We start from the raw sequence: 17876 nt of genomic DNA, 5'->3' as shown, positions 1-17876 counted from the left end.
GCTTTCCGCTCGCGGTCAACGATGAACTAGATGGCCTGCCCCAAGACAAGCGAGGATTGCAGCCATGCCGAAGCATTTCGAGAGGATCGACATCGCCCGCCGGAATCTCACTGCAATCGAAAATTCCGCTGTCGACGAATTGCTGGCCGGCCGGCTCGACCGGCGCGATTTCCTGCGCCATGGCAGCGTTCTCGGCCTTTCGCTGCCGTTCTTGGGCAGCCTTGTCGCCGCCGCCGGTCTCGGCACGCAAGAAGCCCGCGCCGAAGGCAAACCGGGCGGCACGGTGCGCGCCGGCGTGGCGACGCCAGGCGGGGCCATCGATCCCGTCACCTACTACGACAGCGGCAGCTACCAGCTGGTTTTCCAGACCGCCGAATTCCTCTGCGTCACACAGCCGGACCTCACGCTGAAGCCGGTGCTGGCGGAAAGCTGGTCGCCGAACGAGGACGGCAGCGTCTGGACGTTCAAGCTGCGCAAGGGCGTGAAATTCCACAATGGCGAGGACTTCAAGGCCGACGACGTCGTCGCGACCTTCGACCGGCTGGCCGACCCGGACGGGGCCTCGAACGCGCTTTCGGTGTTCAAGGGCCTGCTGTCGAAGGGCGGCACCCGCAAGGTCGACGACCACACCGTCGCCTTCCATCTCGACGTGCCGAACGGCAGCTTTCCCTATTCGGTGTCGATCGACAACTACAATGCCGTCATCCTGCCGGCGAGCTACAAGGGCGACTACGAAAAGACCTTTGAAGGCACCGGCCCGTTCCGGCTGGAGAGCTACACGCCGAAAGTCGGCGCTACCTTCATCCGCAACCCCGATTATTGGGGCGAGAAGGCGTTGCCCGACCGGCTCGAGTTCAAATTCTACGGCGATGTCCAGCCGCGCATCCTGGCGCTGCAGGCCGGCGAAGTGGACATTCTCGACGCCGTTCCGCTCGATGTCAGCCAAGTGGTGCTGAACAGCCCCGACATCACCGTGCTGCGCGTCGCCTCGACCGCGCACCGCCAGCTCCACATGCGCTGCGACATGGCGCCTTTCACCGACAAGCGCGTGCGCCAGGCGCTGGCGCTGTGCATCGACCGTTCCAAGCTGGTGGATGGGCTGTGCCGCGGGATGGCGGCGACCGGCAATGACAGCCCGTTTGCGGCGGCCTTCCCCGCGACCGACAGAACGGTGCCGCAGCGCGCCCAGGACATCGCCAAGGCCAAGCAGCTTATGGAAGCCGTGGGCCTCAGCAGCGGCTTCGACATCACGCTGACGACGCTGCGCTACTCCGACATTCCCGGCTACGCGCAGCTGTTCCAGAACTTCGCCAAGGAGATCGGCGCGCGCGTCTCGCTCAACATCGAGGACCAGGACAAATATTACGGCAAGGCGGTGTTCGGTCAATCGGACTGGCTGGACAGCCCGCTCGGCATCACCGACTACGCCCATCGCAGCGTGCCGAACGTCTTCCTGAAAAGCCCGCTGGTCAGCGACGGCCCGTGGAATGCGGCGCATTTCAAGAGCGCCGCCTATGACGGCATGGTCAATTCCTATCTCAAGGCGCTCGACATCGGCGCGCAGCGGGCGGCGGCGTCAGACATCCAGAAGCTGCTGCTCGACGAGACGCCTGTCATCTTCAGCTATTTCCCCGACCTCCTGGTGCCGGTGCGCAAGAATGTCAGCGGGCTGCCGCCGATCGCCGCCGGCCTGCTGCTCGACCGGGTGTCGCTGGGATAGAGGCTGGATGGACAATTTCTGCTTTCGGGCGGCGAGGCTATCCGCCAGCGGGGCTGCGAAGGGCGATGGGGGGCCATCGTTCGAGCCGCTCGACTCAGGAGAAGCCCGCCGCCCGGAAACCCACTCCGAGACGACTCAATCCAGGTCCATCTCGCTTTGCGCCAGCACTCTATGACAAAAGAAAAGAAACGGGAGACTACCATTCGCAAGCCTCATTTGCGCGGCCGCGGGCCGCATTTTCCCTTGCTCGACACGATCGTGCAGTATGAGTTCGAGCCCGGCTACGTCGCCTTCACCATGCCGATGCAGAAGCGGCTGCGCGTGCAAGTGGGATCGATGATCGTCGCCGACACGACCAGGGCGCTGGTGTTCTACGAATCCGATCACCTGCCGGTCTACTATTTCCCGATGAGCGACGTGCGCGAGGAATTCCTGCTGCCGAGCAGGACGACGACGGAAGATCCGTTCAAGGGCCTGGCCACGCACTACTCGCTCAACACCGGCATCACGCTGGTCGAGGATGCCGCCTGGCGCTATCTCGACCCGGTCAAGGGCTGCCCACCGATCGCGGACTACATGTCCTTCTACTGGCCCAAGATGACGCATTGGTATGAGGAGGACGAGGAGATCTTCGTCCACGCCCGCGACCCGTTCCGGCGGGTCGACTGCCTGCCGTCCTCACGGCGGGTGCAGGTCATCCTGGACGGCGAGCAGGTCGCCGATTCACGGCGCGGCGTGTTCCTGTTCGAGACCGGCCATCCGGTACGCCATTATCTGCCGATCTCCGACACGCGGCTCGATATGTTCGCGCCCAGCCGCTACATCTCGCGCTGCCCCTACAAGGGCATCTCCAACTACTATCACGTGACGACGGGCAAGAAGCGCCACGAGAACCTCGTCTGGTATTATCCCGAGCCGGTGCATGAGGCGGAGCGCATCAAGGGCCTGGTCTGCTTCCATCACGAACTGGTCGACAAGATCCTGGTCGACGGCGTCGAGATCCCGAAAGAAGCCACGGCCGCCTCCGACGGCTATTTCTAGCCGCGTCGCCATGCCCGCGCTGAAGGCTTGATCGGAACGCGGGACAGCGCATACCCTCCCTGAAGCAGGGAGGACTCTCGATGGATCTTTTCAAGCTGGACGGCGATGTCGCGCTGGTTACCGGTGCCGGCAGCGGCATTGGCCAGGCAATCGCGATCGGATTGGCGCAGGCCGGCGCCGACGTCGCCTGTTTCGGCCATGCATCGAAGGGCGGGCTGGAGGAGACCGCACAGCGTATCACCGCGCTTGGGCGCAAGGCGCTGGTGCTGACGGGCACGGTGACGTCCGAGAGCGATCTCGCGGCGGCGACCGACCGCGTCGAGAGCGAACTCGGCGCCCTGACGATTGCCGTCAACAATGCCGGGATCGCCGGATCGGAGCCGGCCGAGACGATGCCCCTGGAGACGTGGCGGAAGGTGCACGAGGTCAATGTCGCCGGCGTGTTCCTGTCCTGCCAGGCCGAAGCGCGCAAGATGCTGGCGCGGCGCAAGGGCTCGATCGTCAACATCGCCTCGATGTCGGGCACCATCGTCAATCGCGGGCTGACGCAGGCGCATTACAATTCCTCGAAGGCCGCCGTCATCCACATGTCGAAGAGCCTCGCCATGGAGTGGGCCGACCGCGGCCTGCGCGTCAATGTGGTCAGCCCGGGCTACACGCTGACGCCGATGAACAAGCGGCCGGAGGTGGCGGAAGAGATAAAGATCTTCAAGCGCGACACGCCGATGGGGCGCATGGCGGCGCCCGAGGAAATGGTCGGGCCGACCGTGTTCCTGGCCAGCCGCGCGTCGAGCTTCGTCACCGGCCTCGACCTGATCGTCGATGGCGGCTACGTCTGCTGGTAAGGTGGCTCGGCAGGTGGGTTGGGTGCGACCTCGCCTGCGGTCCGAATTATGCATCCAGCAAAGCCTTAGTCGTTGCGCGCGATGAACGTTGGTATATATAATTTCATCCCATGAAACCGTCCTGGCGATGGGGCTTGCCGGGCCGATAGCCGAGGTCAGGGGACCCTGATGGCTCGCATTTTGCAGGGCGCCATAAGGCTGGCAATCGACCGGCAGGTGATCGCTGTCGTAGCGATGCGTCGGCAGCTATGACGCCGACCCTCTCAGCACCATTTCCGCAAATCAAAAACTCAGCACAATCCCGCCTGCGCCGGTTTTGGCCGCGCGATGGCGGAAACGGCCTTGCGCAAAGGCAGGTCTTTCCAACACAATCAAGAAAAAACCCAACAAGGGCAGAAAGACGCAAGAAGGGAACGAACGATAACCGTCACAGCTTGAAGGAGAACAAGCATGTCATTTCGGAGCAGAGTTTCTAAACTGTCCCTGGGCGCCGCCGCGCTCGCGGCACTGAGCCTGCCAACGCTTTCCGTCCACGCCGCAGCCCCTGAATCCAACGACCCCATCAAGATCGCGCTGTTCGACTGGACCAGCGTCAACCTCAACGCCAAGATTCTCGGCGGCATTCTCGAAAAGCTCGGCTACACCGTCGAATATCCGACCGCCGATTACCTCTCCAGCCTGACCACCGGTCTCACCAATGGCGACCTCGATGTCGGCCTGGAATTCTGGGACACGACCGCCGGCGAGGCGATGAAGGCTTCCGATGCCACCGGCCAGACCGAGCGCCTCGGCAAGCTCGGCCCCAAGGCCAAGGAAGAGTGGTGGTTCCCCGAATATATGAAAGAGAAATGCCCCGGCTTGCCCAATTGGGAAGCGCTGAAAGACCCGAAATGCGCCGAGGCCTTTTCGACAGCCGAGACGGCACCCAAGGGTCGTTATCTCGGCGGTCCGGTGACCTGGGAGGGTTTTGACGACGAGCGCGTCGAGGCACTCAAATTGCCATTCACAGTCATCCACGCCGGCACCGACGCGGCGATGTTCGCGGAGCTGGATTCGGCCTATCAGCGCAAGGCGCCGATTATGCTGTGGATCTATTCGCCGCATTGGGCGCCGGCCAAATACAAGGGCGAGTGGGTCGAATTCCCCGAATACACGCTCGAATGCTACAGCGACCCGAAATGGGGCACGAATCCCGATGCCAAATATGATTGCGGCAAGCCGCATGGCGAGATCTGGAAATATGCCTGGAACGGCATGAAGGACAAATGGCCCGTCGCCTACAAGGTGGCCAAGGCCTACACGGTCGACACCGACGAGCTCAACAAGATGAGCGGCGAGATCGACCTCGGCGGCAAGACGCCGGAGGACGTCGCCGCCGCCTGGATCGCCGCCCACGAAGCCGACTGGAAAGCCTGGGCACAGTGATCGCTCCGACTGGAGAATGAGACCCTGCCGTCGATCGGCCGGGTCTCAATCGTCGATATTCCAGAAGGACGCTTGAATGCTTGACAAGACCGAACCGGGATCAAACGTTGCGGGCGCGCCAAAGGATGCCCGCCCGATAAAGCTGGCTTGCCGCAATGTCTGGAAACTGTTCGGTTCGAACGCGGCCAGTTTCATCCGCGAGCGCGACGGCAAGGCCAGCATGGCCGATGTCGCCGCTGCCGGACTGGTCGGGGCGGTACGCGGCGTCGATCTTGAAATCCGCCAGGGCGAGGTCTTCACCATCATGGGGCTCTCGGGGTCGGGCAAGTCGACCCTGGTGCGCTGCATGTCGCGTCTGGTCGAGCCGACGCACGGCAAGGTCGAGTTCGAGGGCAAGGACCTGCTCGAGATCTCGGATGCGGCGCTCATCGAACTCAGGCGCCATCGCATGGGCATGGTGTTCCAGAATTTCGCGCTGCTGCCGCATCTCAACGTGCTGGACAACATCGCCTTTCCGCTCAGCATCCAGGGGCAGGACCGTGCGACGCGCGAAGCACGCGCCCGCGACGTGATCGAGCTTGTCGGCCTGCGCGGCCGCGAGCATTTCTATCCCCGCGAACTTTCAGGCGGCCAGCAGCAGCGTGTCGGCATCGCCCGCAGCCTGGCGACCAAGCCGGAGATCTGGTTCCTCGACGAGCCGTTCTCGGCGCTCGACCCGTTGATCCGCCGCGAGATGCAGGACGAGCTGATGCGATTGCAAACCATGCTGCACAAGACCATCGTCTTCATCACCCATGATTTCGACGAGGCGATAAGGCTGGCCGACCGCATTGCCATCATGAAGGATGGCGAAGTCATCCAGATCGGCACGCCGGAGGAACTGGTGGTTAATCCCGCGACAGACTATGTCGCCGAATTCACCCGCGACGTCGACCGCGCCAAGGTGATCTCGGCGAAGAGCCTGATGCGCGCCTGCGACGGCGCCGAGCATGGCGGCACGGTGGCGCCGGAGGCCAAGATTGCCAGCTTCTCGGCCAGCATCGTGGCGGGCGGCAGACCGTTCGCGGTGGTCAACGGCAGCGGCAAGCCGATCGGCGAGGTGACGCCGCAAGCGGTGATCGACCTGCTCGCCGGCATCGAGCGGTCAGGAGCCGGTGCATGACAGTAACGGCAAGCGCCAGTGAGACGAGGCCGCGACCGGCGCAGACCCGGCTGCTGGTCTGGGCCGCAGCGCTTGCGGTGGTGCTGGTCGTGTTCCTGCTCCAGGACAGTCTCCCCTGGGCTGTCAACTATCCGGCCGAGGCGATCGTGCCGGTCGCCGATTGGGTCAGCGCCCTGATGCGCTGGATAAAGATAAACCTGTCATGGCTGACGCGGTCGATCACTGCCGTGCTCGGCGTGCCGCTCGATTTCGCGCTCGACCTTCTGGCTAAGAATTTCAAGATCGGCCACGGCGCCGACGCCTATGTGCTGCCGCGCCTGTCCTGGATCGGCATCTGCGCGGCGGCCTTCCTCGCCGGGCATGCCGCTGGCGGTCGCAAGCTCGGCATGCTGGTCGGCGGCTGTTTTCTCTACATCGCGCTGTTCGGCCAATGGACCAGCGCCATGCTGACGCTGGCGCTGATTTCCATCGCCGTGCCATTCTGCATCGCCACGGGATTGTTCGTCGGCATCTGGGCTTGGCGGAAACCCTGGGCGGAGCGGCTGGTGGTCTCCCCTGCCCTCGATCTGATGCAGACCATCCCGACCTTCGCGTACCTCATCCCGATGCTGCTTCTGTTCGGCAACAGCCCGGTTTCGGCGATGATCGCCACCGCCATCTTCGCCACGCCGCCAATGGTGCGGGCAACGATGCTCGGCCTGTCGCGGGTGCCGTCCGAGATCGACGATTTCAGCGAGATGGCCGGCTGCACGGCGCGGCAGAAACTGTGGCGCGTGCTTTTGCCGTCGGCGCGGCCGACGCTGATGGTCGGCGTCAACCAGGTGATCATGCTGGCGCTGAACATGGTGATCATCGCCTCGATGATCGGCGCCGGCGGGCTGGGCTATGACGTGTTGCTGGCGCTGCGTGCGCTGAAGGTCGGCGAAGCCATGGAAGCGGGGCTGGCCATCGTGGCGCTGGCCGTCGCGCTCGACCGGTTGAGCCAGGCCATCGCCGCCAACCATGCAAAAGGTCACGTCCACCGGCAAGTCCAGCCCGCCTTCTGGCGGCGCTATCTGACGCTGGCCGTCGCCATCCTGATCGTCACCACACTGCTTGGCCTCTTCGTGCCTGCCTTTGCGGCGGTGCCGAAGGCGATCACCTTCACCACCGCGCCATTGTGGAAAGCGGCGGTGAATTGGGTGACGATCAACTTCTTCGATGTCATCGAGGCGTTCCGCGTGGCGCTGATCCTTAACGTGCTGAACCCGGTGCGCGCCTTCTGCGAAAGCTTTCCGTGGCTGGGCGCGGTATTTCTGCTCGGCCTTGCCGGCTATCAGCTTTCCGGCCTGCGCCTGGCCGCTCTGGTGGCAGTGCTGACCGCCTTCTGCGCCGTCACCGGGCTGTGGGAAAAGACCATGGCGACCGTCTATCTCTGCGGCATCTCGGCCTTCGTCGCTTGCCTGATCGGGATTCCGATCGGCCTGATGGCCGCGCGCAGCGACCGCGTCGAGAAGGTGATCACGCCCGTCATCGATACGCTGCAGGTACTGCCCTCCTTCTGCTTCATCATTCCGGTGGTGATGCTGTTCCGCGTCGGTGACGTCACCGCGATGATCGCAACGATCGCCTTCGCCGTGGTGCCGGCGATCCGCTACACCAATCACGGTATCAGGCAAGTGCCGCCGGCACTGATCGAGGCGGCCAAGGTTTCGGGCTGCACGCCGCGCCAGACTTTCTTTCGCGTGCAATTGCCACTCGCGCTGCCCGAGATCATGCTGGGCGTCAACCAGACGATCCTGATGGCTTTGGCGATGATCATCATCTGCGCCATGGTCGGCACCCGTGATCTCGGCCAGGAGGTGTTCATCGCGCTGTCCAAGGCCGATTCCGGCCGCGGCATCGTGGCGGGCCTCGCCATCGCCTTCATCGGCATCGTCGCCGACCGGCTGTTCAATGCCTGGACGGCGAAAGCACGGGCGAGGCTGGGTTAAAGCTCAAGCGGCGAACTTATCAAGGGAGGAAGACATGACCAGCAGGATTGCTCGCTGCACCTGTGGCCAATTGCAGATCCGCTGTCCGCAACAGCCGGCCAAAATATCGCTTTGCCACTGCCTGGATTGCCAGCGGCGCACCGGCAGTCCGTTCGGGATAGCGGCTTTCTTCGATGCCGACGCGATCGACATCGACGGCTCATCCCAGACATTCCGGCGCAATTCCGACAGCGGCTTTCCCGTCACTTTCCACTTCTGCGGAAACTGTGGCTCGACGGTGTTCTGGTATCCGTCGCGCAAACCGGAGGCGGTCGCTGTCGCGGTCGGCTGTTTCGCCGATCCGTCTTTCCCTGCGCCGACGCAAGCCGTCTACGGCGAAAGCCGCCACGACTGGGTCGTGTTGCCGGCCTGAAAGCCGCTACTCCGCCGCGACGCCCTTCACCTCCAGATAGCTCTCCATCGAATCGTCCAGCGCCTGCAGCCAGGGCGTATGGTGCAGCGGCGCCATGGTGCCGGTCATCAACGAGCGGTAGGAATGGTCGCGGAAGCTCATGATGTCTTCCACCTTGTGATGCTCCCATTCCATGAAGGTCTGGTTGACCGCCTCGACGTCGAAGCCGGGATAGTCGGTCTGGTCCATCAATTCCTTGGTGTAGTCGCCCTGGAACCAGATCATCTGCTCGGCGTCTTCCAGCGTCTCCTCGCGCGCCCGCCATCTGGCACCGTGCTCGGCCATTGCCTGCGCGGACGGCAGCTTGATGCGGCCCATGATGACGTCGCGCGCGTACCAAGCCTGCGCGTCGAACATGTTGAAAGTGTAGAACTGGTCCTGCATGCCGATGTAGAAAAGCTTCGGGTTCTTCTCCCAAACGACGCCTTCATAAAGATCCAGCGGCCACATGCGGTTGGCGGTCTTGAGCTTCAGGTCGTCGGTGAGGAAGGGGAAGGAATGGAGATAGCCGGTGCACAGGATGATTGCGTCGATATCCTTGGTTGAACCATCCTTGAAATGCGCGGTCTTGCCGACGACCTTCTGGAGCAGCGGCACCTCTTTCCAGTTCTCAGGCCATTTGAAGCCCATCGGCTTGGAGCGGTAGCTCGAGGTGATCGACTTCGCCCCGTATTTGTAGCACTGCGAGCCGATGTCCTCGGCCGAATAGGAGCGGCCGATGATCAGGATGCCCTTGCCCTTGAATTCCATTGCGTCGCGGAAATCGTGGCTGTGCAGGATGCGGCCGTTGAAGGTCGAGAACCCCTCGAAGTAGGGAACGTTTGGAACCGAGAAATGCCCGGAGGCGACGACGACATTGTCGAACTCTTCCGAATAGGTGACGTCATTGGTGCGGTCATGCGCGGTGACGGTGAATTTCTTCGTCTCGTCCGAGAAGGTCACCATGCGCACAGGACTGTTGAAGCGCACCCATTTGCGCACGCCTGACTTTTCGACGCGGCCCTTGATGTAGTCCCACAGCACGGCGCGCGGGGGATAGGAGCCGATCGGTCGGCCGAAATGTTCCTCGAACGTGTAGTCGGCGAATTCCAGGCATTCCTTCGGCCCGTTCGACCAGAGATAGCGATACATCGAGCCGTGCACCGGATCGCCATGTTCGTCGAGGCCGGTGCGCCATGTATAATTCCACAGGCCGCCCCAGTCGGACTGCTTTTCGAAGCAGACGATCTCGGGAATGTCTGCCCCTTTGTCGGCCGCTGACTTGAAGGCCCTGAGCTGTGCTAGGCCGGACGGTCCGGCCCCGATGACGGCAACGCGAGTGTTCATGTCCGGGCCTCCATTTTTTTGATTTCCCCAGCGAAACAAATTTCACTGGCAGTGACAGTAATTGGCCCTCCGGCACTGTCAACAGCCATCTGCGGGAACGGCGTTTGCGCAAGGCGGATTCCTGGCGAAGAACCCGCATTGCCCGAAATCGCGGGATTGGCGCATGCGGCATAAGACGGCTTGCCGACGCGGCTGCGCTCATGTATCGCCACCGAATATGTTCACCTTGAGTGAAATAAATCCGCGAAGTCCGGGGGCGACATGGCGAAAAACGCTTCAAATCCAAAGGCCGGTGCTGGAGCCGGCGGCGCAAAGGCAAAGCCGCTGCCAAAGGTCTCGGTGGACGGGAAGACCATCCGCGCGCCGCTTACCCAGAACCCGCACGCCATCCGCGACACGCGTGAAAAGGTGCTGGAAGTGGCGATCGGCCGCGAGGTGCGCGCGTTCCGCAAGAAGCTCGGCATCACCGTCGCCGATCTGGCGGTCGCCACCGACATTTCGCTGGGCATGCTGTCGAAGATCGAGAACGGCGTCACCTCGCCGTCGCTGACCACCTTGCAGGCGCTGTCGCGGGCGCTGGGTGTTCCCGTCACCGCCTTCTTCCGCCGCTTCGAAGAGGAGCGCAGCGCCGTTTTCGTCAAGGCGGGCGAAGGGTTGGACGTCGAGCGCCGCGGCACGCGCGCCGGCCACCAGTACAATCTGCTTGGCCATATCGGCTCAAACACCAGCGGCGTCGTCGTCGAGCCCTATCTGATCACGCTGACCGAGGATTCGGACGTGTTCCCGACCTTCCAGCACGAGGGCATGGAATTCCTTTATATGCTCGAGGGCGAGGTCATTTACCGGCACGGCAGCAATCTCTATCCGATGAAGCCCGGCGACAGCCTGTTCTTCGACGCCGACGCCCCGCACGGACCGGAGCAGCTGACGAAACTGCCCATGCGCTATCTGTCGATTATTTGCTATCCGCAGAGCGCGGGTTAACGGGGCTCGATTCCTTTTTTACAGCATTGGCGATTGGCGAAAGCCGAAGTGACATCCGATCTCCCCCCTTGAGGGGGAGATGTCCGGCAGGACAGAGGGGGGCGAACCGCGATGACGCATAATCTCGTATCCTCCAACAACCGCCGCAATGCGCGCAGGATGCGCAAGGTGATGACCGACGCCGAACTCAAGCTCTGGAATGAGATCAGGGCACGTAGGTTGATGGGACTGGGGTTTTCGGCGCCAGATGCCTATCGCCGGCCATATCGTCGATTTTGCATGCCCGGACAAAAAGCTGATCGTCGAGCTTGATGGTTCCCAGCATGGCCAAGCCGAAGCGTTGGAATTGGACGCTGCAAGAACCGCCAAGTTCGAAGCCCTGGGCTGGACCGTCCTGCGCTTCTGGAACGACGATGTTATCCGCGACATCGACAGTGTCTGCCAGCATGTCGTGATTGTGGCCGGGCTGGGCGGCGGGTGAGTTTCGCGGAGCGTTAGAGGTTGGACATTGGGCAAGGCCTGCGCTCCACGGCGCCCCCTTCTGCCCTGCCGGGCATCTCCCCCTCTTGGGGGGAGATTGGCTGCTTGGAGGGCAGCGTCAATACAGCAATCAATCCGGCCCGAATCCCGGGCTCGTCGCACTGCCATCATCCAATTTCGACAGCCACTCGACCAGTGTCGGGCGGTAGCGCGTCAGCCCCTTGTAGGTGGCAAGCTCCTCGGGCAGGTCGCGGACGACGCGGTGCAGGCGGCGCGCCCATTTCGGTTGCGTCACCAGCTCGTCCATCTTGATCAGGTAGCAGCGGATCGGGAAGACGATGGCGTTGGAGCGCGGCAGGCGCCAGAAGCTCTGCAACTCGACGCGCAGATGCACCTTGTCGCCGACATTGTCGGGCGTCACCGTCGCCCGGTCCGGGCCCCATTTGTGATAATTCTCGGGGCTGGTGTCGAGGCGCGGATTGACGGTCATGGTCCAGTTCAGGCGACGCGCCGGCTTGCCCTGCTGGATGTTGATGAGGAACTTCAGCGCCCTGACGAAAATCCCCTTTTCATGTGCCAGCGGTACCGGCGCGTGCCACTCGAAGAAGTTCATGCCGATGTCAAAATCGAGCGACCAGTCGGCCTGGGTGGTGACCATTCCGGCATCCATCCAAAGATTGCCGTCGCGCTGATCGAGGATGCAGAAATCGCCCTGGCTCTGGCGGGTGATGTACTCCATCGGCCCGTAAGGCAGCGTCGTTGTGTCGCCGAAGGTGAAGGTGTCGTCGATGCCGAGCGGCCGGTTGATCCAGCGCCAGCGATCGCCGTCTCGGGTCAGCGTGAAATGCTCGGGATAGCCCAGCGCCTGCTGCTCCATCAGAAGTTCGAGCAGATCCCAGCCGGCGAGCGTCATGTGCGGCAGCGACTGGCAGCGCAACGGATCCTCGGCCAGGACCAGAGCGCGGTCCTGCATCTCGGCGACATAGTGCTCATCGACATCTATCAGGTTTTCCAGCACGCTGCCCTTCGGACCGACGACATGCGGCTCGATGTTGACCGCATACATGTAGCTGTCTTCATGGAACGGAAACGGGAACCGCCTGATGTGCTCAGGGCTGTTCCTGAAGGTGAAGTCGTCGCGAAACGTTTCCTTGCGAAAGGTGATGCCCAAGCTCGCCTCCTATCTTTCCAAGACCAGCGATTTGCCTTCGAAGCGCGACACGCACGGCATGATCTTGCAGCCGGAGCGATGATCTTCCTCGCTCAGCCAATGGTCGTTGTGGATGAACTTGCCGTCGGACGCGATGACGTTGGTTTCGCATTGGCCGCAAACGCCGCCGCGGCAGAGATAGGGCGGATCGACGCCGGCCGCCTCGATCGCCTCGAGCAGGCTCTGCTGCTCGCCGACCCGGATGCTCTTGCCGCTGACGGCCAGCGTCACATCGAAGGGCAATCCCGGTTGCGGCGCCGCGAAATGCTCGAAATGCACGGTCTCCGGTGGCCAGCCAAGCGCGGCGGCGCGCTCGCGCACCCAGCCGATCATGCCTGCCGGACCGCAGACATAGAGATGCGTGCCGAGCGGCTGCGACGACAGCAGCCGGTCGAGGTCTATGCGTTCCCCGCGGTCGTCGTGATAGAGCCGGACCCGGCGGCCGTAGCGCTGTTGCAGCACATCGGCATAGGTGCCGAGCGAAGCCGTGCGGCAGGTGTAGTGCAGTTCGAAATTGCCGCCCTCGCCTGCCAACTGCGCGGTCTGGGCCATGAAGGGCGTGATGCCGATGCCGCCCGCCAGCATCAAATGTTTCTTCGCCCGGAGATCGAGTGAGAACAGATTGACTGGATAGGAGATCACCATCTCCAGGCCGGGCTTGACGCTCCGGTGCATAAACAGCGAGCCGCCCCGGCCGACATCGTCGCGACGTATCGAGATCGTGTATTCGCGCGTGTCGAGCGGCGAGCCCATCAGCGAATAGGGATTGAGCCTTGTGCGGTCGCCGTCGCGCATCTCGACCACGACATGGGCGCCGCCTGAAAAGGTCGGCAACAGCTCGCCGTCGCGGCGGCGGAAATGAAAGCGGGTGACCAGCTCGTTGACGGGCACAACATCGCTGACGACGACGTCGAGCTTGGTGGTGCCGGTGCTCATCGGAAGACCTCCTCGAACGGAGGAATTTCGCTGCGATCCTCGGCATTGATGCAGACGCCCTGGAACGCCGCCAGCCGCCGCGAATAGTGGTCGCGTACCAGAAGTAGCAGGCCGCAATGCGAGCAGGTGGCGGGTTGCGTCGTTACATTCTCGGTGATGCCCTTGCAATGCACGCACTGCACGCGGCGCGCCAGCGAGCCGCGATGTTCGGTCTGGATCGCGGTGTGGTCGATGCCGGCATCGAGCGCCACCTGCATGGCCTGGCCGATCAGCCCTTCGGTACCGGCGAGATAGAGGCGCAGGCCCATATGCGCGTTATCAAGCGTCTGTTTCAGCCGCGGCAGCAGACTGGCGAAGGACGGCGCCTGGTGGAAGCGCGCCGGTTTCAGCGCTTCGAGAGCGGCGACTTGCCTGTCGTCCGGCCCGGGAATGAAGACGATCTCGGCACCGTCGAAGAACCCGTCCGGAGCCGTTTTGGCCATGTCCGCTATCGCGAGCGCACCCTCGGCATCGGCGATGAAAAGATGGTGCTTGCCGGGCTGCGGAGACAAGGTTCCGTAGACGGGCCGGCTGATGATCGACTTGGCTGCCATTCTCTGCTTCGTGCCTCGAACCCTCGCCTTCGACTATGCCTCAGCCTTTCGCCGTGCGCTTGGTCTTCTTTGGGTCGTCGAACGGCAATGGCTGCGCCGTCGCCTTGATCGATCCGCTCCTGTTGCGGATCTCGAGCCTTGTGTCCTTGACGGCGCAGTCGACGTCGAGGCGGGCGATGCCCATCGATTTCTCGACCAGCGGCGAATACATGGCGCAGGTGACGACGCCGACTTTCTTCCCATCGCGATAGACCGGGGCGCCCTCGTCGGCCGGCTCCTTGCCGTCGAGCAACACGCCATAGATCTTGAAGCGCTCCTTGCCCTTGAGACGGTAGTGCTCCTCGGCGCCGCGAAAGCCGGTCTTTCCCGGGCTGACGGTGAAGTCGAGGCCGAGTTCCCACAGCGTGTCGCCGGGGCCTTCATTCTCGAACGGATATTTCTGCGAATTGTCGTAGGGATAGAACAGGAGATAGCTCTCGACGCGCAGCATGTCGAGCGTAGTGAAGCGGCACGGGATGATGCCGGCGCTCTTGCCCTCGTCGAGGATCCTGTCCCAGATCGTGCCGGCATCCTGGCCGCGGCAGAAGATTTCATAGCCGCGCTCGCCGGTATAGCCGGTGCGCGAGATCATCACCGGAAAACCGAAGAGCTGCGTCTGCATGTGATGGAAATAGTTGAGGTCGCGAATGCCCGGCACGTGCCTGGCAAGATAGTCGACCGCCGCCGGCCCCTGCAGCGAGAGGTCGTGCAGATTGTCGTCGAAGCGCAGCGACACGTCCCTGCCCATCGCCGCCCGCTGCAACTCCTCATGTCCGGTTCCCGAGCCATGCACCACCATCCAGCTATTCGGCCCGGTGCGGTAGAGGATGCAGTCGTCGGTGAATTTTCCCGCCTCGTTGAGCATGCAGGCATAGGCCGATTTGCCGGGATAGATTTTTTCGACGTCGCGCGTGGTGGCGAGATCGATGAGGTGCGAGGCGTGCGGGCCTGTGATGTGGACCTTCTTCAGGCCCGAGACATCCATCAGCCCGGCCTTGGTGCGGATAGCGATGTATTCCTCGTCGGCATCCTTGTCGTAGGTCCAGGCGGTGCCCATGCCGCTCCAGTCTTCGAGTTTCGAACCCAGCGCGCGATGGCGATCCGCCAGGGTTGAAAATCTCCAGGATGCCGTCATCCGATCCTCCGTTCGATATTTTGATTATGTTCCCTGCTCCTGTGCGCGCGGGCTGGAGCTTTGAGCGAATATTGATCGCAAACGCGTGGGGCCTGCAATCCCCTGAAAGCAAATAATTTCATTGTCAGGCAAAATTCGTCATCCGAACAAGACGGTTAACTCTGCGTAAATTCGTCTTGACAATTTCCGAATTCGGTCTGAATTTATGAAAAAAATTTCACTCTCTTGAAAGAGAACGGCGGACGGTGGATTCGGAACCGGACGTCGAAAAAGGGGAAAACCGATGTCAGACCTGCAGCAGCGCATCGAGGCGCTGTACCGTTCCGACTTGCGCGGATCCGCGCTCCTGATCATCTGCCTGTGGGCGACGATCCTCTTCGTCCTCTTCATGACATGGCCGCATATCCCGCATGACGGCATCAAGGCCGTCGTCGCGATTGCCGCCGCCGCGGTGCTGATCTTCAACACGGCGGCGATCCTGGCCATGGTCAACCACTACAAGGAGGACAAGGAGTTCATCTACGGGCTCGACATCAAGAACTACGACCGCAACCGCAAATCCTGAGGGGGGAGAGAAGCATGTCCCGCTACACGCCGCCGCAACAGAGCAAGGCCGGGCAGGTCTTCGATATCGCCGTCGTCGTGGTCGCCATCTTCGTGGCGCTGTGGCTGCCGCTGAAACTGGGATTGGCGGGAGCAGCCAAGTCCATCGACGCGCTCGACGCCAAGACCTGGGAGGCGCTCGGCCAGAACCCGACCATGGCGTCGATCTGGGAAAGGCTCGGCTATACGCCGGAGACCGCGCACGACATAATCCAGAACCGTTTCCACTACATCATCGACTGGCCGACGCTTGTTGTCATGGCAGCCGTGCTAATCGGTTATTTCGTGTTCCTGTTCCGGGCATCGGACCGCGAATATCGCGACGTCATCAACGAGAAGTTCGACGAGAAATAATCCGGGGACAAGACCATGTGGATAGCGCTCTCTTACGCATGCTGGTGCATCTCGATCGTGCTTGCGCTGTGGATGCTCTACGATTGGTTCAAGGTCGATACGACCTACTCCGAGGATGTGCTGACGTCCTCGCGCGAAGGCGAACTTGAAGCCGCTTCCGAAAAACACCGGATCTGAGTGGGGATTGATCGATGACGGTCGTGGTTGAAACTGCGGGTTCGGCAACAAATGGCGACAGGGTCTCGCTGCTTCGGGTGCTTGGCCCGGCCCATGTCTGGGCGTTGGGTGTGGGCATCGTCCTGGTCGGCGAGTTCACCGGCTGGAATTTCTCCGCCGACAAGGGCGGCGCGCTTGCCGCGCTGATCGTCTGCTGGGTCGTCGGGCTGCTCTATACCTCGGTCGCCATGATCGATTCCGAAGTGACGTCGACGGTCGCCGCCGCGGGCGGCCAATATGCGCAGGCCAAGCACATCGTCGGGCCGCTGATGGCCTTCAACGTCGCGCTGTTCCTGGTCTTTGCCTACACCATGCTCGAAGTGTCGGACGCCATCCTGCTCGGCGACACGATCGTCGCCAAGGCGGGCGTCGAGGGCCTCACCCACAACTCCTTCATCGCCGCCACCATCGTCGTCCTGGCATGGCTCAACTATCGCGGCGTGCTGATGACGCTCAACGTCAACTTCGTCATCACCGCGATTGCCTACATCTCCATCGTCATCCTGTTCTTCTCGGTCAGCCCGTGGACGCAAGGCGCGGTGCTCAAGCTCAACGAGTTGGTCACCCCAGAAAACGCGCTGCCCTATGGCTGGATCGGCGTCATCGCCGCTTTCCAGTTCGGCATCTGGTACTATCTCGGCATCGAGGGCACCACGCAGGCGGCCGAGGAAGTGCGCTCGCCCGCGCGCTCGCTGCCTTATGGCACGATGGCCGGCATGATCACGCTTCTGATCGCCGCCGCCATGACCTGGTATGTCTGCGCCTCGCTGATGCCCTGGGAATATCTCGGCATCACTTATTATCCGCTGTGGGACGCCGGCAAGCTGACCGGCAACCCGCTGCTGGAAAACCTGCTGTTCATCGCCACGCTGCTTGCCGCACTGGCGTCCGCCAATGGCTGCATCAACGACGCGGCGCGCGCCTGGTTCTCGCTCGGCCGCGATCGCTACCTGCCGAGCTGGTTCTCGGCGGTGCACCCGAGATACCGCACGCCCTACCGCTCGATCCTGTTCCTGCTGCCGATCGCGCTCGCCTTCGCCTTTATCGCCGACCTCAACCAGGCGATCACCTTCTCGATCCTGTCCGGCGTGCTGCAATATACGTTCATGAGCATCAACATCATGATGTTCCGGAAGAAGTGGCCTCTGGGTTCGATCCGCCGCGGCTACACGCATCCCTTCCACCCGCTGCCGGCGATCGTCTTGTTCTGCCTGTGCGTGGTCACCTTCTTCGCGATCTTCCTCGGCTTCGGCTCGCAGCTCATTGCCATGGTCGCGTTCTATTTCCTGATCTCGCTGTGGTTCCATTTCTATCGCTACAAATTCGTGCGGCGCGGCGACCAGTTCACCATGCCGTGGCCGAAACCGCAGGGCTATTGATGGG

The 17876-nt window shown here is 62.4% G+C and carries 17 protein-coding genes and 1 pseudogene; 13 read left to right on the top strand and 5 right to left on the bottom strand.

Features of this window, described 5'->3' with window-relative positions:
- The first annotated feature begins 64 nt into the window (after positions 1-64).
- The 7 genes from LB547_RS11995 to LB547_RS11965 all read left to right on the top strand — a co-directional run bounded on the left by LB547_RS11995 (position 65) and on the right by LB547_RS11965 (position 8578).
- Entirely contained in the window at positions 65-1720 is a 1656-nt protein-coding gene (locus LB547_RS11995) for an ABC transporter substrate-binding protein (RefSeq protein ID WP_140580717.1), read from the top strand.
- A gap of 243 nt (positions 1721-1963) precedes the next feature.
- Positions 1964-2761, top strand: a complete 798-nt coding sequence (locus tag LB547_RS11990; RefSeq protein WP_224519179.1) for a DUF427 domain-containing protein — start codon at positions 1964-1966, stop codon at positions 2759-2761.
- Between the two features lie 80 nt (positions 2762-2841).
- On the top strand, positions 2842-3606 hold the full coding sequence (locus LB547_RS11985) for an SDR family oxidoreductase (protein WP_140762483.1): 765 nt from the start codon (positions 2842-2844) through the stop codon (positions 3604-3606).
- 450 nt (positions 3607-4056) lie between these two features.
- On the top strand, positions 4057-5031 hold the full coding sequence (locus LB547_RS11980; RefSeq protein ID WP_140629168.1) for an ABC transporter substrate-binding protein: 975 nt from the start codon (positions 4057-4059) through the stop codon (positions 5029-5031).
- A 76-nt stretch (positions 5032-5107) separates the two neighbouring features.
- Complete coding sequence (locus LB547_RS11975; RefSeq protein ID WP_140762486.1) at positions 5108-6193, top strand: quaternary amine ABC transporter ATP-binding protein; 1086 nt, start codon at positions 5108-5110, stop codon at positions 6191-6193.
- Positions 6190-8166 carry an ABC transporter permease gene (locus LB547_RS11970; protein ID WP_140762488.1) on the top strand — a complete coding sequence of 659 codons (1977 nt, stop codon included), beginning with the start codon at positions 6190-6192 and terminating at the stop codon, positions 8164-8166. Before LB547_RS11975 ends, LB547_RS11970 begins: the two co-directional genes overlap by 4 nt.
- A 34-nt stretch (positions 8167-8200) precedes the next feature.
- The gene (locus tag LB547_RS11965) at positions 8201-8578 is read left to right on the top strand and encodes a GFA family protein (protein WP_140514715.1); all 378 of its coding nucleotides are present in this window, start codon (positions 8201-8203) and stop codon (positions 8576-8578) included.
- A gap of 6 nt (positions 8579-8584) precedes the next feature.
- Here the strand turns inward: LB547_RS11965 and LB547_RS11960 are convergent, their stop codons facing one another.
- Positions 8585-9943 (bottom strand): NAD(P)-binding domain-containing protein, encoded by a 1359-nt coding sequence (locus LB547_RS11960; RefSeq protein ID WP_140762490.1) that lies wholly within the window; start codon positions 9941-9943, stop codon positions 8585-8587.
- Positions 9944-10204: 261 nt separating this feature from the next.
- Here LB547_RS11960 and LB547_RS11955 point away from each other — a divergent pair, with 261 nt between their 5' ends.
- Together LB547_RS11955 and LB547_RS11950 are read left to right on the top strand one after the other, a co-directional pair.
- Positions 10205-10927 (top strand): helix-turn-helix domain-containing protein, encoded by a 723-nt coding sequence (locus LB547_RS11955; protein ID WP_140762492.1) that lies wholly within the window; start codon positions 10205-10207, stop codon positions 10925-10927.
- Between the two features lie 111 nt (positions 10928-11038).
- Positions 11039-11408 (top strand): annotated as a pseudogene (locus LB547_RS11950) (endonuclease domain-containing protein).
- Between the two features lie 129 nt (positions 11409-11537).
- On the opposite strand, the gene LB547_RS11945 reads toward LB547_RS11950, so the two are convergent.
- From LB547_RS11945 to LB547_RS11930, 4 genes are read right to left on the bottom strand one after another with little or no spacing between them, the layout of a single operon-like run.
- Positions 11538-12578 carry a heme-dependent oxidative N-demethylase family protein gene (locus LB547_RS11945; protein ID WP_140497883.1) on the bottom strand — a complete coding sequence of 347 codons (1041 nt, stop codon included), beginning with the start codon at positions 12576-12578 and terminating at the stop codon, positions 11538-11540.
- A 9-nt stretch (positions 12579-12587) separates the two neighbouring features.
- On the bottom strand, positions 12588-13553 hold the full coding sequence (locus LB547_RS11940) for a PDR/VanB family oxidoreductase (protein ID WP_140497881.1): 966 nt from the start codon (positions 13551-13553) through the stop codon (positions 12588-12590).
- Positions 13550-14146 carry a dimethylamine monooxygenase subunit DmmA family protein gene (locus tag LB547_RS11935; RefSeq protein ID WP_140497879.1) on the bottom strand — a complete coding sequence of 199 codons (597 nt, stop codon included), beginning with the start codon at positions 14144-14146 and terminating at the stop codon, positions 13550-13552. Before LB547_RS11935 ends, LB547_RS11940 begins: the two co-directional genes overlap by 4 nt.
- A gap of 40 nt (positions 14147-14186) precedes the next feature.
- Complete coding sequence (locus tag LB547_RS11930) at positions 14187-15320, bottom strand: aminomethyltransferase family protein (RefSeq protein ID WP_140497877.1); 1134 nt, start codon at positions 15318-15320, stop codon at positions 14187-14189.
- Positions 15321-15603: 283 nt separating this feature from the next.
- On the opposite strand from LB547_RS11930, the gene LB547_RS11925 reads away from it, so the two are divergent.
- The 4 genes from LB547_RS11925 to LB547_RS11910 are packed head-to-tail and all read left to right on the top strand — an operon-like array spanning position 15604 to position 17872.
- Entirely contained in the window at positions 15604-15885 is a 282-nt protein-coding gene (locus LB547_RS11925; protein ID WP_140497875.1) for a hypothetical protein, read from the top strand.
- A gap of 14 nt (positions 15886-15899) precedes the next feature.
- Positions 15900-16277, top strand: a complete 378-nt coding sequence (locus LB547_RS11920) for a hypothetical protein (RefSeq protein ID WP_140497873.1) — start codon at positions 15900-15902, stop codon at positions 16275-16277.
- Between the two features lie 15 nt (positions 16278-16292).
- Complete coding sequence (locus LB547_RS11915; RefSeq protein WP_140558279.1) at positions 16293-16454, top strand: hypothetical protein; 162 nt, start codon at positions 16293-16295, stop codon at positions 16452-16454.
- A 14-nt stretch (positions 16455-16468) separates the two neighbouring features.
- The gene (locus tag LB547_RS11910; protein WP_140497869.1) at positions 16469-17872 is read left to right on the top strand and encodes an APC family permease; all 1404 of its coding nucleotides are present in this window, start codon (positions 16469-16471) and stop codon (positions 17870-17872) included.
- Positions 17873-17876: the final 4 nt, after the last annotated feature.

The organism is Mesorhizobium sp. B264B1B (assembly GCF_020165765.1).
Lineage (GTDB): Bacteria > Pseudomonadota > Alphaproteobacteria > Rhizobiales > Rhizobiaceae > Mesorhizobium.
This window is presented reverse-complemented; position numbering and strand designations above follow the sequence as displayed.